At 51.2% G+C, this 21,122-nt stretch carries 23 protein-coding genes and 1 tRNA gene; 23 read left to right on the plus strand and 1 reads right to left on the minus strand.

Going from position 1 to position 21,122, the window contains the following annotated elements:
• Window positions 1-105 precede the first annotated feature (105 nt).
• The 14 genes from flgF to JXO50_11630 all read left to right on the plus strand — a co-directional run bounded on the left by flgF (window position 106) and on the right by JXO50_11630 (window position 12,436).
• Window positions 106-867: a flagellar basal-body rod protein FlgF gene (flgF, locus tag JXO50_11565; protein MBN2333729.1), complete on the plus strand. Its 762-nt coding sequence runs from the start codon at window positions 106-108 to the stop codon at window positions 865-867.
• A 135-nt stretch (window positions 868-1,002) separates the two neighbouring features.
• Complete coding sequence (gene flgG, locus JXO50_11570) at window positions 1,003-1,791, plus strand: flagellar basal-body rod protein FlgG (protein ID MBN2333730.1); 789 nt, start codon at window positions 1,003-1,005, stop codon at window positions 1,789-1,791.
• A 32-nt stretch (window positions 1,792-1,823) separates the two neighbouring features.
• A complete protein-coding gene (gene flgA / locus JXO50_11575; GenBank protein MBN2333731.1) occupies window positions 1,824-2,576 on the plus strand; it encodes a flagellar basal body P-ring formation protein FlgA in 753 nt (250 codons plus the stop codon).
• Between the two features lie 37 nt (window positions 2,577-2,613).
• Complete coding sequence (locus tag JXO50_11580) at window positions 2,614-3,336, plus strand: flagellar basal body L-ring protein FlgH (protein ID MBN2333732.1); 723 nt, start codon at window positions 2,614-2,616, stop codon at window positions 3,334-3,336.
• Window positions 3,337-3,497: 161 nt separating this feature from the next.
• A complete protein-coding gene (locus JXO50_11585) occupies window positions 3,498-4,604 on the plus strand; it encodes a flagellar basal body P-ring protein FlgI (protein ID MBN2333733.1) in 1,107 nt (368 codons plus the stop codon).
• A gap of 186 nt (window positions 4,605-4,790) precedes the next feature.
• Window positions 4,791-5,153 (plus strand): rod-binding protein, encoded by a 363-nt coding sequence (locus JXO50_11590; protein ID MBN2333734.1) that lies wholly within the window; start codon window positions 4,791-4,793, stop codon window positions 5,151-5,153.
• A 77-nt stretch (window positions 5,154-5,230) separates the two neighbouring features.
• Window positions 5,231-5,533 (plus strand): flagellar biosynthesis anti-sigma factor FlgM, encoded by a 303-nt coding sequence (gene flgM / locus JXO50_11595; protein MBN2333735.1) that lies wholly within the window; start codon window positions 5,231-5,233, stop codon window positions 5,531-5,533.
• A 177-nt stretch (window positions 5,534-5,710) separates the two neighbouring features.
• On the plus strand, window positions 5,711-6,211 hold the full coding sequence (locus tag JXO50_11600) for a hypothetical protein (GenBank protein MBN2333736.1): 501 nt from the start codon (window positions 5,711-5,713) through the stop codon (window positions 6,209-6,211).
• Between the two features lie 95 nt (window positions 6,212-6,306).
• A complete protein-coding gene (flgK, locus tag JXO50_11605) occupies window positions 6,307-8,016 on the plus strand; it encodes a flagellar hook-associated protein FlgK (protein MBN2333737.1) in 1,710 nt (569 codons plus the stop codon).
• Window positions 8,017-8,091: 75 nt separating this feature from the next.
• A complete protein-coding gene (gene flgL / locus JXO50_11610) occupies window positions 8,092-9,885 on the plus strand; it encodes a flagellar hook-associated protein FlgL (GenBank protein ID MBN2333738.1) in 1,794 nt (597 codons plus the stop codon).
• 110 nt (window positions 9,886-9,995) lie between these two features.
• Complete coding sequence (gene fliW, locus JXO50_11615) at window positions 9,996-10,445, plus strand: flagellar assembly protein FliW (GenBank protein ID MBN2333739.1); 450 nt, start codon at window positions 9,996-9,998, stop codon at window positions 10,443-10,445.
• Window positions 10,446-10,569: 124 nt separating this feature from the next.
• Window positions 10,570-10,869 (plus strand): carbon storage regulator CsrA, encoded by a 300-nt coding sequence (gene csrA, locus JXO50_11620; GenBank protein ID MBN2333740.1) that lies wholly within the window; start codon window positions 10,570-10,572, stop codon window positions 10,867-10,869.
• Between the two features lie 24 nt (window positions 10,870-10,893).
• Window positions 10,894-11,796, plus strand: coding sequence for a diguanylate cyclase (locus JXO50_11625; protein MBN2333741.1), 903 nt, complete (start codon window positions 10,894-10,896; stop codon window positions 11,794-11,796).
• A complete protein-coding gene (locus JXO50_11630; GenBank protein ID MBN2333742.1) occupies window positions 11,786-12,436 on the plus strand; it encodes a hypothetical protein in 651 nt (216 codons plus the stop codon). The genes JXO50_11625 and JXO50_11630 overlap by 11 nt, the downstream gene beginning before the upstream one ends.
• A 191-nt stretch (window positions 12,437-12,627) precedes the next feature.
• On the opposite strand, the gene JXO50_11635 is transcribed toward JXO50_11630, so the two are convergent.
• Entirely contained in the window at window positions 12,628-13,914 is a 1,287-nt protein-coding gene (locus tag JXO50_11635) for a M48 family metallopeptidase (protein ID MBN2333743.1), read from the minus strand.
• Here JXO50_11635 and JXO50_11640 point away from each other — a divergent pair.
• The 9 genes from JXO50_11640 to JXO50_11680 all read left to right on the plus strand — a co-directional run bounded on the left by JXO50_11640 (window position 13,907) and on the right by JXO50_11680 (window position 21,121).
• On the plus strand, window positions 13,907-14,368 hold the full coding sequence (locus JXO50_11640; protein ID MBN2333744.1) for a hypothetical protein: 462 nt from the start codon (window positions 13,907-13,909) through the stop codon (window positions 14,366-14,368). The genes JXO50_11635 and JXO50_11640 overlap by 8 nt on opposite strands.
• Window positions 14,359-14,435: transfer RNA gene (locus JXO50_11645), tRNA-Arg, on the plus strand. The genes JXO50_11640 and JXO50_11645 overlap by 10 nt, the downstream gene beginning before the upstream one ends.
• Before the next feature lie 410 nt (window positions 14,436-14,845).
• On the plus strand, window positions 14,846-15,277 hold the full coding sequence (locus JXO50_11650; protein MBN2333745.1) for a hypothetical protein: 432 nt from the start codon (window positions 14,846-14,848) through the stop codon (window positions 15,275-15,277).
• Between the two features lie 68 nt (window positions 15,278-15,345).
• On the plus strand, window positions 15,346-15,762 hold the full coding sequence (locus JXO50_11655) for a YjbQ family protein (GenBank protein ID MBN2333746.1): 417 nt from the start codon (window positions 15,346-15,348) through the stop codon (window positions 15,760-15,762).
• Between the two features lie 351 nt (window positions 15,763-16,113).
• The gene (locus tag JXO50_11660) at window positions 16,114-16,638 is read left to right on the plus strand and encodes a MarR family transcriptional regulator (protein MBN2333747.1); all 525 of its coding nucleotides are present in this window, start codon (window positions 16,114-16,116) and stop codon (window positions 16,636-16,638) included.
• Between the two features lie 60 nt (window positions 16,639-16,698).
• The gene (locus tag JXO50_11665; protein ID MBN2333748.1) at window positions 16,699-17,886 is read left to right on the plus strand and encodes a glycine betaine/L-proline ABC transporter ATP-binding protein; all 1,188 of its coding nucleotides are present in this window, start codon (window positions 16,699-16,701) and stop codon (window positions 17,884-17,886) included.
• A 5-nt stretch (window positions 17,887-17,891) separates the two neighbouring features.
• Window positions 17,892-18,734 (plus strand): proline/glycine betaine ABC transporter permease, encoded by an 843-nt coding sequence (locus tag JXO50_11670; GenBank protein MBN2333749.1) that lies wholly within the window; start codon window positions 17,892-17,894, stop codon window positions 18,732-18,734.
• A 98-nt stretch (window positions 18,735-18,832) separates the two neighbouring features.
• Window positions 18,833-19,669: a glycine betaine ABC transporter substrate-binding protein gene (locus JXO50_11675; GenBank protein MBN2333750.1), complete on the plus strand. Its 837-nt coding sequence runs from the start codon at window positions 18,833-18,835 to the stop codon at window positions 19,667-19,669.
• A gap of 225 nt (window positions 19,670-19,894) precedes the next feature.
• The gene (locus tag JXO50_11680) at window positions 19,895-21,121 is read left to right on the plus strand and encodes a hypothetical protein (protein MBN2333751.1); all 1,227 of its coding nucleotides are present in this window, start codon (window positions 19,895-19,897) and stop codon (window positions 21,119-21,121) included.
• Window position 21,122 lies beyond the last annotated feature (1 nt).

Raw genomic sequence — 21,122 nt, forward strand, 5'->3', positions numbered from 1 at the left:
GCACTTATGTTTTGAAATCGACTTGAAGAAAAATGGTATGCAAGTTGCAATAGTTTGGCATATGGCAGTGGTTGGAAGGCAAATGTTTACCAGCGGGGAGAAACGATGAATCATGGCATCTATACCGTTTTAAGTGGCTCATTGGCCAACGAACGTCGCTTGGATGTTACTGCCAATAACCTTGCCAATGTTAATACGGGTGGATTCAAACGCGATATTCCGGTTTTTGCCGCTTTTTTGCCGCCAGCGGCGGAAGCGATCCCGCTTGATAATGAAACCGGCCCTCAGGAGTACGTGGCTTCGGCGATGAATCGTGATCTCTGGCATGATTTTGCCTCGGGATCGTTGCGGGAGACGGGTAATCCCTTCGATGTTGCTTTGGAAGGGGAGGCTTTTTTTGTTGTCCAGCGACCTGGTGATGGCCGTGAACTTTATACCAGAAACGGCAATTTCCGTCTCAACAGCAGGAATGAACTGGTAACAATGAATGGGGATTTGGTTCTTGGTGGCCAGGATAAAGGGGTGCCCCTAGTGGTCAATGCCCGTGAAGTGAAGATCGGCGGCCGGGGCGAGATAGTGGCTGATGGGGTTCCCATCGGCAGGTTGCGCTTGGTGAAATTTTCTGATCGTCAGGGGCTTGCTAAAGTCGGGAATAGTCAGTTTGTGGCCACTGAAACCTCCGGGATGCCACAGGCGGCTGATGAAATGGTGGTCCAGCAGGGGGTGCTGGAATTATCAAATGCCGATCCCCTGACCTCCATGGTGGATTTGATTGAAATTTCCCGCCATTATGAACTGCAGCAGCGGATGATCACGACGCTTGGTGACCTCAACCAGATGGCCGCAACCGAAATCGCCGCAGTATAATGGTAGAGCCTCAGCGGCTGCCGACAACCAGATGCGGATAGTCGGTGTCAGTTTGTCACAGGGAGTTGTACCTGCCAAGCAACAGTCTTGTTGCCCCAAGTCAAGGCAACCTGAACGTTAGGAAAGGGTTGAAAAATGATTCGAGCACTTTATACCTCATCAACCGGGATGCAGGCCCAGCAGCTCAATATTGATGTGATTGCCAATAATCTGGCGAATGTGAATACCACCGGCTTCAAGAAAAGCCGGCCTGATTTTCAGGATCTTATGTACCAGACCCTTATCCAGGCCGGGACAACCTCCGGGGTGGGGAATGAGATCCCCACCGGTATTCAGCTGGGGTTGGGAACCCGACCGGTGGCGGTTCAGAAAATCTTTACCCAGGGAGATTATCAAGAGACCAGTAATGATCTCGATCTGGCCATTGAAGGGGCAGGTTTTTTTCAGGTGCAGCAGCCAGATGGCACCATTGCCTATACCCGCGCCGGTTCTTTCAAGCTGGACAGTACCGGGGCCATCGTAACCTCAGATGGTTATCCGCTACAGCCCACGATTACCATCCCTGCCGATACCACCAATATCACCATTACCGATGACGGCACGGTATCGGTAATCCAGGCGGGAGCGGTCGATTCGACCCAGGTGGGAACCCTTGAACTGGCAAGTTTTTCCAATCCTTCCGGTTTGAAGGCAATGGGCAGGAACCTGTTTACCGAAACCGGAGCATCGGGGCCGGTGATTCTCGGATCGCCGGGAGTTGACGGCCTGGGAACGGTGACTCAGGGTTTTCTGGAAATGTCCAATGTCAGTGTGGTGGATGAAATGGTCAACATGATCGTTGGCCAGCGGGCGTATGAGATCAATTCCAAGGCCATCCAGACTGCTGATGAGATGCTGCAGACAGCCAATAATGTCAAGCGGTAGCCCTGGGGTTGCTGCTGCGGGGAAAACTATCCATGGGTCGATTTGAAAAAAAGCGTGTATTCTTCATGGTACTGGTACCCTTGGTGTGCTGTTTGCTGCTCTTTCAGATCAGCACAGCAGCCGCATCAGTTCCGCAACGTCAATGGTATCCAGGGTTGCTGGAGCTGTTGACGCGTACCGTCCAGGCGGCGTTGCCGCAGATCCATGAGCCTGTGATCAACGAGGTGCGAGGCGTTGCTGCCATTACTTCCCGATTGCCGGCTGACTGCCAACAGCCGTCTTTTGTTGTTGAACAACTGGGCAGCTGGAATCGTACGCTTGGTAAGGTTCCGGTTCAGGTGAGGTTTTCCGTGCCGGCGGGCAGAACCTGTACCTGTTGGCTGTCGGTGTTCCTTTCGGGAAAATGTCAGGCCTATATTGCCGGTAGAACATTTGACCGAGGTACGGTTGTCCGCTATCAAGATGTCCGGCGGACGCTGGTGGACATTCGACAGGTGGGTGAAGATGCCCTGGTGGAATTTTCTCAGGAAGCACTTTATGAGGCAGCCAGGAAAGTTACCGCTGGACAACTGCTGACCACAACCGATATCCGTCCCCATCAACTGGTGAAGCGGGGAGATCAGGTTGCGGTTCTTTTGCAGCGTGAAGGGGTTAGGATTGTTACTAAAGGAACCGCGATGGCCAGTGGCAGTATCGACGAGGTTATTATGGTGAAAAACCCCACGTCGCGCCATCTCTACCAAGCCAGGATTATCAATGCCGGCCGGGTTAAGGTCCTCTATTAATCTCTATCCTGAGTCATACGTGCAGGGGGGATGTATCATGAAAAATTTTCAGCTCTTATCTGTCGCGGTGCTGGTTGCCGTTTTTGTACTGCTGACTGCCTGCGGCGGTTCCAGACAGCAGGTCATGTCACCGCCGGCACCGATATCGGCACCCCACTCAGGGATGGCGCAACCGCTCCTGCCGCTGCATTATCAAAACGGTTCCCTGTATCAGACCGACGGTCAAAGCGGCGCACTGTTTTATGATTCCCGCCGTGCCAGAGTGGTTGGTGACATTGTTTTTGTTATTATTGCCGAAAACTTCCAGGGAACCGGCAAGGCATCAACCCAGAGTGATGGTTCAAACAGCAGTTCCTATGCGATTCCGGAACTTATGGGGTACAAGAATATTTTTAAATCCATCGCTCCCAATGCCGATATGGGCAACCTGATAGAAACTGAAAGGACGACCAAAACCAAAGGCAACGGTTCTACGTCACGCAGCAATACTCTTTCAGCCCGGGTGGCTGCCCGAGTCATGGACGTTTTGCCGAATGGCAATCTCAAAATTCAGGGCAGTCATTTTACCCAGGTGAACGGTGAAGATCACTTCATTACGGTCAGCGGCGTTATCAGGGCCAGCGATATTGCCGTTGATAATACCATATCCTCCCTGGTTATTGCTGACGCCACGATAAACTATGGCGGCTATGGTGACTTGGGGACAAAACAGCGGGTTGGCTGGGCGACAAAGGTGCTTGATGTTGTTTGGCCCTTCTGAGTCAGAGAAAAGCCGGATTGAAACGGATTCCGGCCAGTTGTTTCACCGGCAGTGTGGGCTGGCCGTCACAGTGTCCAGAACGTGAATGTCAAATGGGTGTTCACCTTGCCCTCAATGCAGAACATCAGGGGAAGGACAGGTGGTAAATGATGAACAGAACAATGATCCTAAAGTGTGCTGCTGTTTTCCTGGTTTTGGCCTCTATGGTCTTAGGGGTTGAGGTTGGTTATGCCGTCCGGCTGAAAGATATTGCTTCAATTCAGGGGGTGCGCACCAATCAACTGGTTGGTTATGGTTTGATTGCCGGTCTTGACGGTACCGGTGACGACACCAAAAAAGGAAAATTTGCCAGCGAGGGAATGGCTAACTTTCTCGAAAAACTGGGGATGCCGGTCGATGCGACCACCATTGACCTGGACAATGTGGCAGCCGTTATGGTGACGGCGGAGCTCCCTCCTTTTGCCCGTAACGGTTCCCGGTTGGATGTGCTGGTTTCCTCCATCGGCGATGCTGAAAGCCTGCATGGGGGAACGCTGCTGCTAACGCCTTTGAGAGGGCCTGATGGCAATGTGTATGCCGTGGCTCAGGGAGCGGTTTCGGTGGGAGGATTCAGTCTTGGTGGGGCTGGGGGCAAAAGTGCCAAGAATCATCCAACAGTGGGCAGGATTGTTAATGGGGCCCAGGTGGAGCGGGAACCGCCATCACAGATTTTTACTGACGGAAAAATTGTCTTGTCCCTGCATCAGCCTGATTTCATGACTGTTTCCCGGGTCAGCAGGGCGATCAACGATACCTTTGGGACCGAACTAGCCGTACCTATTGATGCGGCCACGGTTGAAATGGAGCCACCCAGCCGTGAGAAGAGGGCCGTGGTTCCGTTTTTGGCTGCCCTGGAAAATCTGCAGATTGTCCCGGATTCCCGGGCCAAAGTGGTCTTTGACGAGCGAACCGGGACGGTGGTAATGGGACGGGATGTGATGATTGATACGGTGGCCATTGCCCATGGGGATCTCAGCGTGCAAATTGCCCCCACACCTCAGGTCTCCCAGCCTGAACCATTTTCTGGCGGCCAAACAGTGGTAACGGCGGCAACGGAGATCACGGTCACCGAGGAGGATACGCGCCTTATGGTGCTGCCGAAAACGGTGCAGATTGATGAACTGGTGCGGGCTTTGAATGCGGTTGGGGTGACCCCCCGTGATTTGATGTCGATTCTTCAGGCGATCAAGGCCGCCGGGGCATTGCATGCTGATCTGGAGATTATGTAGTTGCCAACCGCTTGGTTTGCTGATTACCGTTTGCTTGCCGCGATCAGCTTTGAAAACGACATCATGGTGGGGAGGCTGGTGGAATGTGCCGGCTGGATGTTGTAGGGGAAAAATGTTTGCGCTCTGGCACGAGTGACAGGAGGAATGGCATGCCCTTTGCATTATAATGCCGCAAGGAGGAAAAAAATGCCGTATGATCCCGTGGTATTTCCCGTGAGCAGTGCGCCGCTGATGGAGTCTTGGAAAAGCATAAAAACAGTTAAAAAAACACTCGATTCGGTCGATACTATGACAGGTGACCAGCCGTTGCCCGACAAGCGGTTAGCCGGAGCCTGCCAGCAGTTGGAATCGATGTTTATGGCCATGCTTTTGCAGGAGATGAGAAAGGGTATTCCCCATGATGGGTTGATCCCCGAAAGTAACGCGACCAACCTGTATACAACGCTCTTTGATAACCATCTGGCTGATCTTCTGGCAGAACGGCAGGCAACTGGATTAGGGCAGTTTTTCTATCACCAGCTACTTGACTCCCAGCCAAAAAATACCTAAAGTTTTACTGATTTTTGCCGATAATAAAATCAATAAAACTTTAGTTTGGAGGGGCAACGTTGAAGGTAGAAACAATAATGAATAAAATCCAGAATGTACTTAATCCCGATGCGGCAAAAGAGGCGCTGCAGGCGAAGCAATCCTCACAGATTCAGCAGCAACAGCAGCAGCCGGCCGCTGGGATTGCCGATATGGTCAGTTTTTCTTCCAAGGGGAAGGATATTGCCCGCATTGCCGAACAGGTCAAGGAAACGCCGGAAATCCGGCAGGACCTGGTGGCTGAAATGAAATCGGCGATCGAAGCTGGCACATACAAGGTTGACAGTCAGGATCTGGCGACTAAAATGATCAAGGAAATGCTCATGGAATCGCTGTTGTAAGCTTTAGGTATAGCTTTCGCAGACATCGAAGCCATGGATCGTTGATCCATGGCTTTTTTATTCCCTGACGATCAGATCCGCCAGGCAGGTTAGTAGGGATGTCCGGGGGATGTTAATGTCCCGCTGGGCATAAACGTAAACAGAGTATTTTGATAGCTACCAGACAGGAAACGAACGATGTCCCGATGGTTTTTGCAGGCAGGGAAAATTATTGAACGCAAACAGGCGCTGCTCGGGCGGGTCGAAGAACTCTACCGGCAGATGGAAACAACAATGGCCGAGGTTAATCCCCTCAAGCTGTGTGGACTGCTCTATGAAGGCAATAAGGTCATTGCCGAGTTGGGGGCTGTTCTTGCCGATGAGCGGCACTGTCTTGCGGCCTGCAGCAAGGAAACAGGCAAAAAAATTGATTCAATAAAGAGCTTGCTGTCCTGTTTCCCTGGATGCCAGCAGCAAGCGTTGCAGGAAAAATGCCGGAATGTTGACCATTTGGCAGGAGAAGTTCAGATCAGCAGACAGATGCTGGATGAATCACTGGTCAGATTAACCATGCTGAATAAACGCTATGCTGACTTTTTTCAGCAGGTGCTGCCAGTTAACTTGGGCTATCGGCAGGGTGGCACCATGAATAATGCCCCGGCGGCGCTGCGGGGCAATGCTTTCAATCGCCAGGTTTGATTTTCTTGTTGTTGACGCTTATTGTTCAATGGGTGGACATCCTGTTCCACCGCCAGGGAATAACTCAGCCGTGCAGAAAAAAGGATGGATGACCTATGGCCGTCGGGCTCAATAATACTCTGAACACTTCCCGTTTATCCCTTCTCAGCCAGCAGACTAATATTGACATTATTGGTCACAATGTTGCCAATGTCAACACTCCCGGCTATTCTCGTCAGGTTGGCATTCTCCAGACGACTCCGCCTCTTGCTGATGCCGTCGGTATGCGGGGCACCGGAGTGGAAACTACCCGGATTATGAACCTCTATGACCGGTTTATCGGCATGCAGCTGAATATGGAAAACAGCACTATGGGCATGTGGCAGGCACGCAGTGATGCCTTAGCTGACCTCAACAGGACCTTCAATGAAGTTGGCGACTACGGTTTATTGCCGGTTATTGGCGAGTTCTGGAATGCCTGGGAGGACTTGGCCAATAATCCGGAGGGAACCGCCCAAAGAGTTTCAGTGGTTCAGAACGGCAAAATCATGACCTCATCTTTCAATACTATGAATGAAGACCTGGTGACCCAAAAACGTATTTTACGTCAGCGAATTGAAGGTGGGGTTCAGGAGTTGAATAACCTGACGGCTCAAATTGCCCAGTTGAACGAGGTTATTTCCCGCAATGAACAGCTTGGTCAAGATGCCAATGACCTGAGGGATCGGCGTAACTATTTATTAACCCAGCTTTCCGGTATGATTGATATCAATTATTTTGAAAATGAGATGGCTCAGGTTACCGTTCTCAGTGCCAATGGCAAGTCGCTGGTTCAGGGGATTCAGTCATATGACCTGCGGGTTGATGCTGATCCACTTACCAAAGATCCGCTGATTGTCTGGAATGATGATATTTCGCCGATGAACGAACATGTCAGTGGCGGAGAGGTGCGGGGTTGGCTTGATGCCTGGGATGACTTGACGACCGCCCATGATCAGCTCCAGGAACTTGCTGCAGCGCTTATTTTTCATGTCAATCAGGAACATGTCCAGGGGTATGGCTTGGATGGGACGACCGGAACCCTGTTTTTTGACCATGCCATTACGCTAAGTGAAGGTGCTAACAACCTTGGTGATGGTGTCCTGGCTTTTGACCCGGCTCAGGGAATGGATGGCATTGACTGGGCGACGCTGGCAAACTATGATGACTTTGAAATCCAATTTACCGCTGATTATGGTGGTGTTGGTGATGAATTCAGGATTCTCGATACCAGTACCGGTGAGGATCTCAGTCCTGCGCTGATCGACACGTCTGTCGCAGGTGAACTGGCCATTGATTTCAATAATGGCTATTTTGTCAAGATTGTCTATGACCCGACAGGAACATCCCCTCGTGCTGGCGATACCTTCTCTCTCTCCTTTCGCGGCAACGCCGCCCGGACGGTGGAAGTTAATGATGTCTTGGAAGATCCGGCAAAAATTGCCGCTGCCGATAATCCACTGGAGGTGCCAGGGAATAACAGGGTAGCCCTGGGTATTGCCCAGTTGCAGTATGGTTTAACCATGTCTTCCCAAAGTGCTACGTTCAATGAGTTTTACGCTTCGGTGGTCAGTAGTGTCGGTTCACTGTCTCGACTGGCCAGCAGCAATGAAGAAAATTCAGCGTTGGTGGCGGAGCAGCTGCAATTAAAACTGGAGTCTGTTTCCGGAGTTTCCATTGATGAAGAGATGACCAACCTGATGCGCTTCCAGCAGGCCTATGCCGCCTCGGCAAGGATTATTTCCAAGGTTGATGAATTGATGCAGAGTATTCTGCAAATGGTTTAAACCCGCGCCGGCACGCTTTTGCCAGAATAGTCATTTGCTGATGAAACAGCAGTACCGGTCCCAGGAGTTGAACTGATGAGAACAACCAATTCCATGATGTTCCTCAGCGTCCAGTCCCGCATCGCCCGGGTGGAGGAGATGCGGGCCAAGTTCCTTGATCAGATCTCTTCCGGCAACCGGATTGCTTCACCGGCAGACGATCCGGTGGGGCTGGCTAAAGTTATGAATTACAGCGCCGAAGAGGTTCGTATCAGTCAGTTCGGTCGCAACATGATTGATGGAACCGCCTGGTTGACGGCCATTGACCATGCCATGAGTGAAACGGTTGATATTTTTATGCGGGTTGATACCCTGTTGTTGCAGGCAGGCAATGATACCCTCAATCAGGACAACCTCAACTCGCTGGCCGGCGAACTGGAAACAATGCTCGAGAGTCTGGTGGGGTTGGGCAATACCAATAATGCCGGTTCCTATCTTTTTGCCGGTCACCAGACCAGAACAACACCCTATAGTCTGCTGGGTGAGGGGCTTGGCGCTTTATACCAGGGAGATGATGGCCAGCGGAATATCGAAGTGGGGGTGAACCAGGAGTTGATGGTTAATGCCGTGGGTGGTGGCTATGCTCTGGATGGTCGGGATATAGATGGTTTTTTCAAGCAGGATGGCCTTCATGATGCTGATGCCCGTGATGCCTTTGACCTGCTTTCCCGGACAGTTGAAGAGCTGCGTTCGGCTGCCAGCCGGAGTTACCAGACTTCCAGTGCCATCGATGAGACAATCAGCGCCGAGCTGATCTCGGGACAATTATCAGTTGCCGTGGTTGCTGCCGATGGCTCCGGAGAAAAAGTAGTAACGATCAGTGACTCGCTGCCATTTTCCATGCATGCCGGCGGTGCCACAACGGCCGAATACGCGGCCAATAATGCTTGGAGCATCAATGAGCGGCTGGCCTTGGCGGTTGCCAATGGCGAGCTGGAAGAGGAGGAGTTGGTGACCGTCAGTCTGCGGACCCAGGTTGCCGGTGCTGCGGTTGTCGATCCCGGGGCGGCTGTCACCTTGGCTGCCGGCGACCTGACCATCAATGGTACGGCGATCGGTCCCATGGAGCTGCAGGAAGTTGACGGTGACGAAGTGGTTGCCCTGGCAAATATCCGTGAAATTGCCAGCCGCATCAATGAGCAGAGTGAAACAACCGGGGTGTGGGCCACCTATGAGGGTTCCGGATTCAATTACCATCTGGTGTTGAACAATCTGGCTGCCGGTTCCCATGCCCTCAATGATCCCATCAGCATAACGGCAACGGATGAGGCGACTTCGTGGACCGGGCTTGGAGTCGCAAGCATGGCGGGCGTCGAAACGACCGTCTATCATGCCGGCGCGGCCGACCCGGACCCACCGGTCAATCCTGAGGATTATGATAGTCAGAATGCCGCTCTGCCGGGGGCAGAGACAACGACGGTGTATAATAGCAATAACGGCCGCTTGACCTTTTCCGGTGGCGTCGAGTTCGAGCTCCAGGAACATACTTCTGGTGTGTTGTCTTCATCCTTGGGGTTGACCAGCAATGAGGGCACCGATACCCATCAAGCAATGACCGTTCTTAGTGCCAGGCTGATGGAAGTTCAGCGTTATATGGCCCATTTCGGTGGCCAGCAGGCTACGGTGGGGGCGCGCATGAATCGTATTGACCGCTCGGTGCAAACCTATGAGGAGCGGACTATCAATCTCAAGACGTTCATTGCTGAAATCAAGGAAGTTGATATCACTGAAGCCGTTATGAATTACCAGATGGCCCAGAACGCGTATGAAGCTACCCTGGCTGCTTCAGCCAGGATCTACACGACGACAATTCTCGATTATCTGAGCTAGGCTGGCTGCCAGTGCTGGCCAGGGTGAGATTGTTGTTGCTGATGAGCATTGAAATCGTTGAAAAAAAGCAAACAGCATAAAAAAGTTCGTCTCTGTGAAGGAGGAAGATCGTGCAGTATACAACCAGTCGCTTCGGGGTTATTGAGGTAGCCGAAGATCAAGCCATTCAGTTTAAGGGTGGCCTGTTTGGCTTTACAAATCTTACCAGGTATACTATGATTCCCCACCGTGACCATAGTCCCTTTATCTGGCTGCAGTCGCTGGAGCAGGCTGATCTTGCCTTTCCGCTGATCGATCCTCATCTGATCTATCCGGATTATCTGCTGGAAGTATCCCGGGATCAGGCTGACGAGCTGGGGATTGAAGATGAAGAGGCTGTGAAAATCTTTGTGGTCGTTGCTATGGAGAAAAAGGCGTCGCGGATGCATCTCAATATGCAGGGTCCGATCATTATCAATCAGTTGAATCGCTTTGCAAAGCAGATCGTTGATGAACAGTGTTCCTATGCCGGCGAGGTAGAGCTGGCACCACGATCCGAACAACAGGCCAATGGCCACTGACCAGGAAAGTTATGCTCTGGACGCCTCACAGAGGTCGTCAAGTCCACCATCCTGGTGATGGTATGGTGTTTTTGCTGTTTTGAAACGCTTTGTCTGCAGCGGTAGGAAGAAAAGAAATCGGCTGGTGTTGGTTTTAGCGCGAAAAACAAATGAATCGATCAATATCGGTGATGATATAGTCATTACCGTGGTCGCCATTGAAGGCGGGGTGGTGAAACTTGGGATTGAGGCGCCGAAGGAAATCCCTTTGCTTCGAGGTGAGGTGCGAGAGCGGATTACCAAAGCAAACCTGGCGGCCGCAGGCAGTGAACCATCGTGGTTCAATGGATTGCAGCAGGAAAAAATAGTGGTGTCCCGGGGCACAGCTGGTAGCCGGAGGCCGGTGGTGACGGTTGCTGCAAAACGGCAAAAAATAGACGATTAACGGTTCTCTAACAAAGGTATGGGGATGAAAAACCAGGTTGTTGATGTTCAGCTTTTAAGGCTGATTGCTGATACAGTTCCTTGCGGAGTCGTTGTGGTATCGGCAGCCGGAATTGTAGAGTTGTGGAATCGTAAACTTCAGCAAGTAACGGGACTGGCGGAAGAAGAGGTGATTGCCAAACCATGGCTGGATGTGGCAGCAGAGTTTTTTGTTGAAAGCCGGGAGCAATTGGCCCCCCTGATGGCCATTGAAGGATCTCCTGATGGTTCCAAGTCCGGCAGGCGTTTGACCATGATCACCCCTGATGATGGGATGACCGCTGTCGAGCTGCTTTTTTATCCTGTTGCTCCAGGCCCAGAACAGGGAATGATTGCCGGCCAGCGACTGGTGGGTATCTTCTCCTGGCCAGCGGGAAAAAGGGAGGGCGACGAACTGTCGCCTGAAGCTGCTGCAGATGGACCGATAACCGGAATGCCCAACCAGTATGAATTATCTTTAATGATGCCGCAACAATTAGCATTGCTGTCCCGCTATAACATTCCCTTTTCCCTGCTTTTTCTGGAATTAAAAAATTATCAGGTTCTGCTTGATTCTCTTGGCCTTGAATCTTGGAAAGCGACCCTCAGGGTGATCTACGGAAGCCTGCAGGCGATCATTCGCCGGGCCGATTTTGTCGGCAGCTATGATCATGCCACCTTCTGGGTTTTGCTGGCCAATGCGTCGCAGGAGGGAAGCCGCCGGGTGGCCGAGAAGATGATTCGTCATGCTTCCCGGATTACGGTGGAGAATGCCCAGGTACGTCTTGACGTCGTGGTGGGTGGTGCCGTTGCCCGCAGTGACGAAGCTCCCCAGCAGTTTTTTGCCCGGGCTCAGAGTGCCTTGCAGCAGGCCGTCCAGATTTCTGAAGGTATTGTCATTGAGGAGTAGGGTTCTCATCTGTGCCGCCATCCGCCAGGAGCTGGAGCCGTTGCTTGCGGATGGTTTTGCCGAAGTGGAAAAAGATATTTTTATGCATCGCTGCCAACCGTTGGTTGCTGCCCCTCTGGGGATTGGCACCTGCGGTTTTTTATTGGGATTCACCCGTCTGGTACAACGGTTTGCCGTCTCCCGGGCCCTGTTGACTGGTACCTGCGGCATTTATCCCGGGGCAGTTGATGAGTTTCCCCTGGGCTCACTCTTCAGCCCATCACTCTCCTGTCTCGGGGCGGCTGCCGTTGCTCAAGACCAAGGCTATGTGCCGGACGTTGTTGCCCAGGAGTTTGCATTGCATCCCGGTGAATGGCAACAGCATGGGGGGGTGGGCAGCGGCCGCTGCCTGACGCTGACGGCAATTACTGCCGATGATCTTTTGGCTGAGCAGCTGGGTGCGTATTATCGGGCGGTGGCCGAACAGATGGAGTGTTTTGCTTTTGCCGCCGCCTGCCACGCCTATGGAATCAGCGGCTCGGCTCTCTTTGCGGTCAGTAACGTGGTTGGCCGTGATGGCCATGTACAGTGGCGTTCCACCCACGCCCGGGTGGTGGAAAAATCAGCTGCCTGTATCAGGACAGCCCTCGCCGATAGTTGATGGTTTCGGGGAAATATTCAGTGTGCCGCTGCATTGGATAATTCCTGAACCAGAAAACTGTCAGGGTTCATCCTGCCGCCTATTCTTGCCGGTCATGGTGCCCTGGTTCTCTGCTGTTTGGTGCTTACCAAGAGGAGATATGCCTGGAGGGGCGCCCTTGACAGCCGGAATCCATTCTTTTCCAATCCCTATCATTGAACGTCGGGTTCACCACTCCTGGGCTTGACGACGTGGTGCTGTCGGTTGTTGGTCGAACGCAAAGCGTCTATCCGTTTGAGCAACGGCGGATGGGAATAATGGAGCAAAACATAGAAGGGATGGGGTGTCAGGTTGACCAGATTGCCGGCTGCAAGTTTTTTCAGGGCAGCTATCAGTGGTTCAGGGTTGCCGCAAGTTTGCGCGGCAAACGCATCTGCCTCATATTCGTCTTTCCGGGAGAGGTGCTGCAGGCCGAGAGCCAGGAAAAACTCCACCGGGGTATAGAGTATGGCAAAGAGAACCACGCCGGCATAGATGGACAGGTGGTCAAGGTAAAAAGCTGCAAACAGGGACGGTCGGCTGATGAACTGCTGGAGAAGGTAGAACATGATGCCGATGTGGGCGATTGATAGGAGAAGGTTTTTTAACAGGTGTTTTTTGCGGTAGTGGCCGATTTCATGGGCCAGGATCGCCACCAGCTCCTCGGCGGTATGCTGCCCAACCAGGGTGTCGAAAAGTGCGATGCGGCGATGCTTGCCGAAGCCGGTAAAAAAGGCATTGGCTTTGCTGGAGCGGCGCGATCCATCAATGATGAAGACGTTGTCAAGGGGGAAGTTGACCGAGCGGGCATAGGCGAGGATTGCCGTTCGTAATGGCCCTTCGTCCAGTGGCGTAAATTTGTTGAACAGTGGCAGAATCCAGGAGGGGGCAATGAATTGTCCAGCCAGGAGTACCACGGTGGTGATCAGCCAGCAGTACAACCAGGCAGCTGGGCCGGTTTTTTCAAGAAACAGCAGGATGCCCGCCAGCAGTGGGCCGACCAGCAGTACGGCCAGCAGCAGGCCTTTCAGGCGGTCGCCAGCAAAGGTTGCCATGGTGGTTTTGTTGAAGCCAAAACGCGCTTCAATAACAAATGTGCTGTAAAAGCTGAAGGGCAGGCCAAGGAGCAGCTTCAGTAGGAGCAGAAGACCTATATAGCAGAGGCCGCTTGGCAGGGGCGGCAACTGCCAGCTCCTGACCAGCAGATCGAGATGGTTGAAACCACCGCTAAACCAGAAAACCAGGGTGACCATCAGGGAGATGGTGGCTGTTAGGCGTCCAAGTCGGGTGGTTGCCCGCAGGTAGTCCTGGGCGTGGCGGTAGCGGTCGGCAGGAAAGACGTCCTGAAACTGTTCAGGGACCTCGTGCCGTAGTGCCTTAAGGTTGAGCTGGTCGGCAGCGAGCTGCAGGGTATATTCAGCCAGCAAGGCTGACAGGATAATGAATCCATAGATGTTCATCGGTATGATGTCCCGGAGTAAAATTCATCGGAGTATAGAGGGGCAGTTTCTTTTTCTCAATGTTTTTTTATTGCTGGTACATCAACATTTCATTTTTTCCATTGCGCTCCAACCTCCGTCACTTGGGTTGACCTTCTCAGAGCAACCCATCCCTGCTGGGTACCTTGCACCATTGTCTTGTTACCCATTTACTGCGTTAGGCTTACATGGTAACCCGCAAAATACTCAAGGTATTCGTCCAGTTAAGATCTTTTCATGCCTTGTTTTTACAAAAACTCTCATTTTACAAGACGTCCTCCTGAATGAGTACCAGTACGCCGGGAATCTGGAACCGTTACAGTGCCAGCCGATTTTTGCGGCATTTTGCCCGTTGTTGCACACTCATCTTGAAAATATGGTCTTGTCAAGAACAGGCTTATATGCTATCAAAATCATCCCCCATGCGGGCAATTAGCTCAGATGGATAGAGCGTTGGCCTCCGGAGCCAAAGGCCGCAGGTTCGAATCCTGCATTGCCCGCCAATATTCACCGCTGCTTCAGGTGTTTTTTATCGCCTGGAGAGCCCTTTTCCTTTCCCTCTGCGTCAATGATAACGACCGTTCCAGCGGTGACAGCGGCCAGGCAGGTAGTTGCCACGGTATTTTCTGCTGCTGATGTCCTTAAGGGGCGGCCGTCAAACCTGTGGAAAAATGAGCCCGCCTCCCCGCCTGCCTGCAAAGATTGTTGCCGGGAGCTGTGACTGTCGCAGGTGCGGTTGGAGAAATGATTGATAATCGTTAAGACCCGCTGCCAGGCGGGTTTTTTGCTGCTGGAGATACACTGGCGCCACCAGGAAATTCCCTGGTGGCCAACTCAGATTTGACAACCCGCAATAATGACGATAAAATTTCCTCCTGTAAACAATCCTTTATGGAGGAGTTGTCCCAAGCTGATGAAGTTTTCTCGTCAGATACTTCTATTTATTCTTATCCTTTGCGCCAGTGGGGTTCTTTTTTACCTGCCGTATCAGGAGGTGAAGGAACAGAACATTGAAGGGCTGAATGTGGAGCAGCGTACGCTGGCCCGCCAGGCGGCGACCGGGATACAGGAACTTTTTGCCCACTACACAAAGATGTTGCAGTATTTTGCCTGCCATCTGGGTGTTGTCAATCATAATGAGCAAGGGCGAAATCTTCTCTATAATCTTTATGCCTATACCCGGATCGTTGCGGCCAACCCCGGACAAAAAGCGATTATTGTCAATGGCTTTGCCCAGTCAGTGGAAGTGCGTAAAACCCAGGAGCTTGGTGCCGGCCAGTATGTCAAAAAGCCCTATATCCTTGAACAGCTGGGTCTGGCAGTCCGCGAGACACTGCATCGCTAATCTTTTGTTGAGGCTTCAGCACTTAGCCAGCTGAAATTTTTGTGGAAAGGGGTGAAAGAGGGGTGCGGATGAAGAGTTATCGCAAAGAATTGTGGTTTACGATCCCGGCCAGGAGGGGGTTTATTAATATCACCCCTCAGGTTGCCGACTGTTTACGGGAAAGTGGCGTTGGTGAAGGGCTTGTGCTGGTCAACGCGATGCACATAACAAGTTCGGTGTTTATCAATGACGACGAGTTGGGACTGCATTACGACTTCGAGGTCTGGCTCGAGAAACTGGCGCCCCACGAGCCGGTCTCCCAGTACCGCCATAACGGCTTTGAGGACAATGCTGACGGCCACCTGAAACGCCAGATCATGGGCCGCGAGGTGGTGGTGGCGGTGACCGAGGGCCAGCTTGACTTCGGCCCGTGGGAACAGATCTTCTACGGCGAGTTTGACGGCAGAAGAAAAAAGCGGGTGCTGGTCAAGATTATCGGGGAGTAGGTTGTCTGTCTTTTCATATAACGACATGAAACAAGCTGATCTGATTATGGATTGAGAATAGTCTCCTAAGCTTTATGCATGTTTTAGTTGGATTAATGGATGATGTAATTTTATAGATAGCTGTTGTTCTCGCATTCTTTGGTTTATCCTGGTTCTAAAAAAATATTTTCTGAATGTCGCAGACTCAAATCTAACACACCATTCCCTGACCATCATCACTGAAGTCATCTCTTCAGCATTCCGCCATGAGTTTGATGTGGAAACAATCTGTTTATAGCATTTGACCAAAACAGAATTAAATGATATGTGTGCGAAAGTTTAGTGTACGAAATATTAGCAAGGGAAGTAATAATGAAGCATCATCTTTCAGTGATTAACTCCACCAGCGAGGAAAAGATTCTGCGTTTGCTGCGTCAGATAATTCGCGCAATTGATCAGCACAGTAGGAAACTGCGGCGCATATTCAACCTCACCATTCCACAAATCATTACCCTTCAGCAGTTGTGCGAAACAGATGGCTGCACTACTGGGAAGTTGGCGGAAAGGGCCTGTCTCAGCCAGGCGACAATGACCGGAATCATTGATCGACTGGAAAAACGTGGCTTGGTTCGTCGAATACGCTGTGACGAAGACCGCCGGCGGGTTATGGTCCATTTGACTGAGGAAGGACGAGAGGTGGTGGCGATTATGCCCAAGCCGTTGCAGGATCAGTTTGTCAGTCGATTGGGTTCACTGCCGCCTGAGGAACAGACCGTAATTGCCGAAACACTGTCATCCATCGTCAATATGATGGAGGCTGCCGATCTTGATGCCAGTCCAATTCTCGCCATTGGCGATCTTTCGCAGGACGAGGAAGATCAAAGCCCGCTGACCTGAAAAACCATTTTCCCATCTAAATAATTATTAACATGTATCCGCGCCAGACAAGGATATCCTATGTCTCAGGTAAAAATTTGTGTCAAAAATGTTAGCAAGGTTTTTGGTTCACACCCGGAAAGAGCATTGAAACTGCTGAACGAAGGTGTCGCCAAGGATGAAATTTCTGAACGTACTGGGCAAACTGTCGGTTTGTACGGTGCCAGTTTCGACGTGTACGAGGGAGAAATCCTCGTTATAATGGGACTTAGCGGTAGCGGTAAATCGACCTTGATACGCTGCCTTAACCTGCTGAACAAGCCGACCACCGGTAGCATCATCATTGATGGTGAGGATCTGACAAGTGTTAGTCATGATCATCTGATGAAGATACGACAACAGAAATTTGGCATGGTGTTTCAGCATTTTGCCCTTTTCCCCCACCGTACTGTTCTGAGAAACAGCGAGTACGGTCTCGAAATTCAGGGTGTCGAGGCTGGCATCCGCGAAGAAAAAGGTCGGGAAGCTCTCAAACTTGTCGGTCTTGAGGGTTGGGAAGACTCCTATCCCCACCAGTTGAGCGGGGGCATGCAGCAGCGGGTCGGCCTTGCCCGGGCTCTAGCTGTTGATCCAGACATTTTGCTGATGGATGAAGCCTTTTCTGCTCTTGACCCACTCATACGCCGGGACATGCAGCACGAACTGGTCGCATTGCAATCACGGGTTAAGAAAACAATTGTGTTTATCACCCATGATCTCGATGAAGCTCTAAAAATCGGCGATCGAATCATTCTGATGAAAGATGGCAAAATTGTTCAAATTGGTACCCCTGAAGATATTCTTGAAAACCCGTCAAATCGATATGTTGAGAAATTTGTTAAGGATGTTGACAAAAGTAAGGTTCTTAGCGTCAGTTCGATCATGGCAAAAGCAAAAGTGGTCGCCTTCCCTGCAGACGGCCCCCGAACTGCTCTGCACAAGATGCGGGATGAAGGTATTAGTTCGATCTTTGTTGTCGACCGTGACTACACATTTCGCGGTCTTCTAACCGCTGACAAGGCTTCGGAAGCTATCAAGCATCACCAGAAACCCATTGATCAGTTCTATGAACGTGGAATGCAGGCGGCCGGACCTGATGAGCCCGTAAATACTTTGTTTGCCATCATGGCTGAAACCAATCGGCCGGTTCCGGTGGTCAACGACCAAGACAAACTGCTTGGTGTCGTGACCAGGGTCAATTTGCTTGCCAGTTTGGCGGAAGGAGAATGAGCCTGATGAATTTTATTGTTCCACCATTTCCTTTGGAAGACATCATTGAAGCTACTATTGATTTTTTGACCGAAAATTTTGCGTTTCTTACCAAAGGTGTTTCCGACGTTATCGAAACAGGTATTGATTTGCTGCAGGCTGGATTGGCAATGCTGCCAGCCTGGGTGCTGATTATTGCCCTTGCTTTGCTGGCTTGGAAGCTGGCTGGCCTACGGGTAGCGCTGGTTACGGTCCTTGGCCTGCTACTGATCTGGAATCTGAGGCTCTGGGATGCCACGGTTGACACCTTGATCCTCGTGACCATCTCTACCTTGGTGGCGGTTACTATCGGCATTCCGCTTGGTATTAGCGCAGCCTTGTCAACCCGTTTTAATCGGGTGATCATGCCGATTCTTGACTTGATGCAGACGATGCCTGCTTTTGTCTACTTGATTCCGGCCATTCCCTTTTTTGGTCTCGGCCCGGTCTCGGCAATATTTTCCACGGTTATCTTTGCCATGCCGCCGGCCATCCGCCTTACCTGCTTTGGCATCCAACAGGTGCCTGCTGACCTTGTGGAGGCAGCTGATGCTTTTGGCTCCAGCCGTTCCCAAAAGTTGTTCAAGTTGCAGATTCCCCTGGCAATGCCGACCATCATGGCTGGAGTCAATCAGACGATCATGCTGTCACTTTCAATGGTGGTTATTGCTGCCATGATTGGTGCCAAGGGGCTTGGCGGGGAGGTTTGGAAAGCCATTCAGCGGCTGCAGCCCGGCAAGGGATTTGTTGCCGGTATTGGAGTGGTCATCATCGCGATGATCCTGGATCGAATAACTCAGAAACTTGGCCAGCGCGATGACTTTAGCTGAAGCAACCACTAGTCAGTAAAGGATATTTTCTATCCATTTTAACATTATAATCATTGAGGGAAAAGGAGGAGGAGTAAGCGATGTATTGGAAAAGGGTGATGTTGGTTGCCGTGATGATGTGTTTGGGATTATTTTTTGCTGTCCAACCTGCGGTGGCAGGCAAGGGCAAAGTTGAATTGGCTTATGTCGAATGGGATTGTGCTACAGCATCAACTCATGTCATGAAGGCGGTTCTCGAAGAACTTGGTTACGACGTTGAAGTAATCCCGGTGGCTGCTGCCGCCATGTGGCAGTCGATTGCGGTTGCCGATGCCGATGCCATGGTAACCGCTTGGTTGCCCACAACGCATGGTCATTATCTAAAGCGTTTCAAGGATAAGGTTGTCGATCTCGGTGCCAATCTGCATGGGACCCGAATTGGTCTTGTGGTACCGCAATACGTTACCATTAACAGCATCGATGAACTGCAGGCTAATGCCGCCAAATTTGACAACAAGATAATTGGCATCGATCCGGGTGCCGGTCTGATGAGTAAGACCGAGCAGGTTGTTGAAGAGTATCGGTTGAACAAGATGAAACTGATGGATGGCAGTGGTGCCACCATGGCTGCTGCGCTGCAGGATGCCATCAAGAACAACGAGTGGGTGGTGGTTACCGGCTGGACTCCGCACTGGAAATTTGCCCGCTGGGATCTCAAGTATCTTGATGATCCTAAAGGTGTGTATGGCGGTGAAGAGTTCATTAGTACCATGGTTCGCCGTGGCCTTAAGGAAGATATGCCCGAAGTGTATGCGGTTCTTGATAACTTCAGCTGGACCCCAAAAGATATTGCCGAAGTAATGATCATGAACCGCCAGGATGGTGCCGATCCGGAGGAAACCGGTCGCCAGTGGGTTAAGGAACACCAAGATAAAGTAAAGAAGTGGCTACCTTAAATACCTGTTTGCCCGCCTAGTAATAATCATTCCCGTCAACTGACCTGTACGTTCGGTTTTCCGTTGACCTCTGGGTTTTCTTGGTAGAACATTCCGGATGTGAATCGAACAGGCCTGCCCCCGATTTCCGGGGGTATGGCCTTTTTGTTGGCAATTTTTCTTTTTTGTCTGCTGGTGCGTATGTATCAGCGACTTTAACTGTAATGTGGAAAAGGAGGTAGAAAAGTGAAAAAACATCTGTTGATCGCATTGACATTTGCGCTGCTGATCGTATTCCCGACGACTGCTCCGGCTTTTGATGTCGGTCCATTTTCAATCGGTGGTGCCATGCGTGCCAACTATACTGTAGGTGACTATGGTCCGGAACTTGACAATAGACCGTCACGGGCGGAAGAGGACGGCGGCTCAGTCAATCTTGATACGTTTCGCATCAACATTGGTTACGAACAAGGTTCCTGGATTGGCAAGCTTGAATACCGGTTCTATCCGGGGTATGGCACCAACAACCATGACAGCTACCATTTCCTGCATACCGGCTGGATCGGTTATAATTTTGCCGACCAGAGCCAGATCCAGGTTGGTGTTAATCGGGTGCCGTTTGGCCCGGGTGCTTGGGGAATCTCGCAAAGCTGGATGTTCGACCAACACTACTATGTCGGTCTTGCTGATGACATGGATTTCGGTGTTAAATACAGTAAGCCGTTGGGGAATCTGAAACTTGACTTTGCCTACTACTTTTCTGACGAGGGATCGTATTATGGTGAAAACTTTTCTCGGGACAGCGTGCGCTACTCATATGATGTCGTTGATGAGACCGGCGACGGCTATCAGGAACGCCATCAATTCAATGTCCGCGCCATATATACGATGAAATCAGGTGATGTCTCCACAGACCTCGGTGCCTCGCTTCAATACGGCCAGTTGGAAAGCAACGGACCGCAGGATGATGGTGAACACTATGCCGCTTCAGTACATGCTGTAACCACTTGGGGAAACTGGAAGCTGGCCCCTCAGCTGACTTACTACAAGTATGATGTCGATGATGATCAACCACTCGGTACTGATAAACTTGTCCAGTTCGGTGCTTTTGATTTTCCTACGCTTGTTGCTGCCGAGGCTTGGATACCAGCTGTTTCTCTGAGCTATACGCTCAAAACTCCGCAGCTGGAGTGGCTTGATTATGTTGTGCCTTATGTGGAGTACAGTGCCATCGTCAAAGAGGAAAACAGTTTCAACGATAGTGAAATGATCGTTCTCGGTGCCGCCTTTGCGAGTGGTGGGTGGTATATCTATGCGGATCTGGCATATTCCAATGGCAATGATTTCGTCGGCAATGAAGTTGGTTACGGTTCACCGTCGTTCGCTCCGGTTTGGACCAGCAACCGTTTCGGGGCTAACCCCACAAACGAATGGGAATATCGCTTCAATATTAATTTTGGTTATTATTTCTAAA

It is taken from the genome of Candidatus Anaeroferrophillus wilburensis, assembly GCA_016934315.1.
GTDB lineage: Bacteria > Desulfobacterota > Anaeroferrophillalia > Anaeroferrophillales > Anaeroferrophillaceae > Anaeroferrophillus > Anaeroferrophillus wilburensis.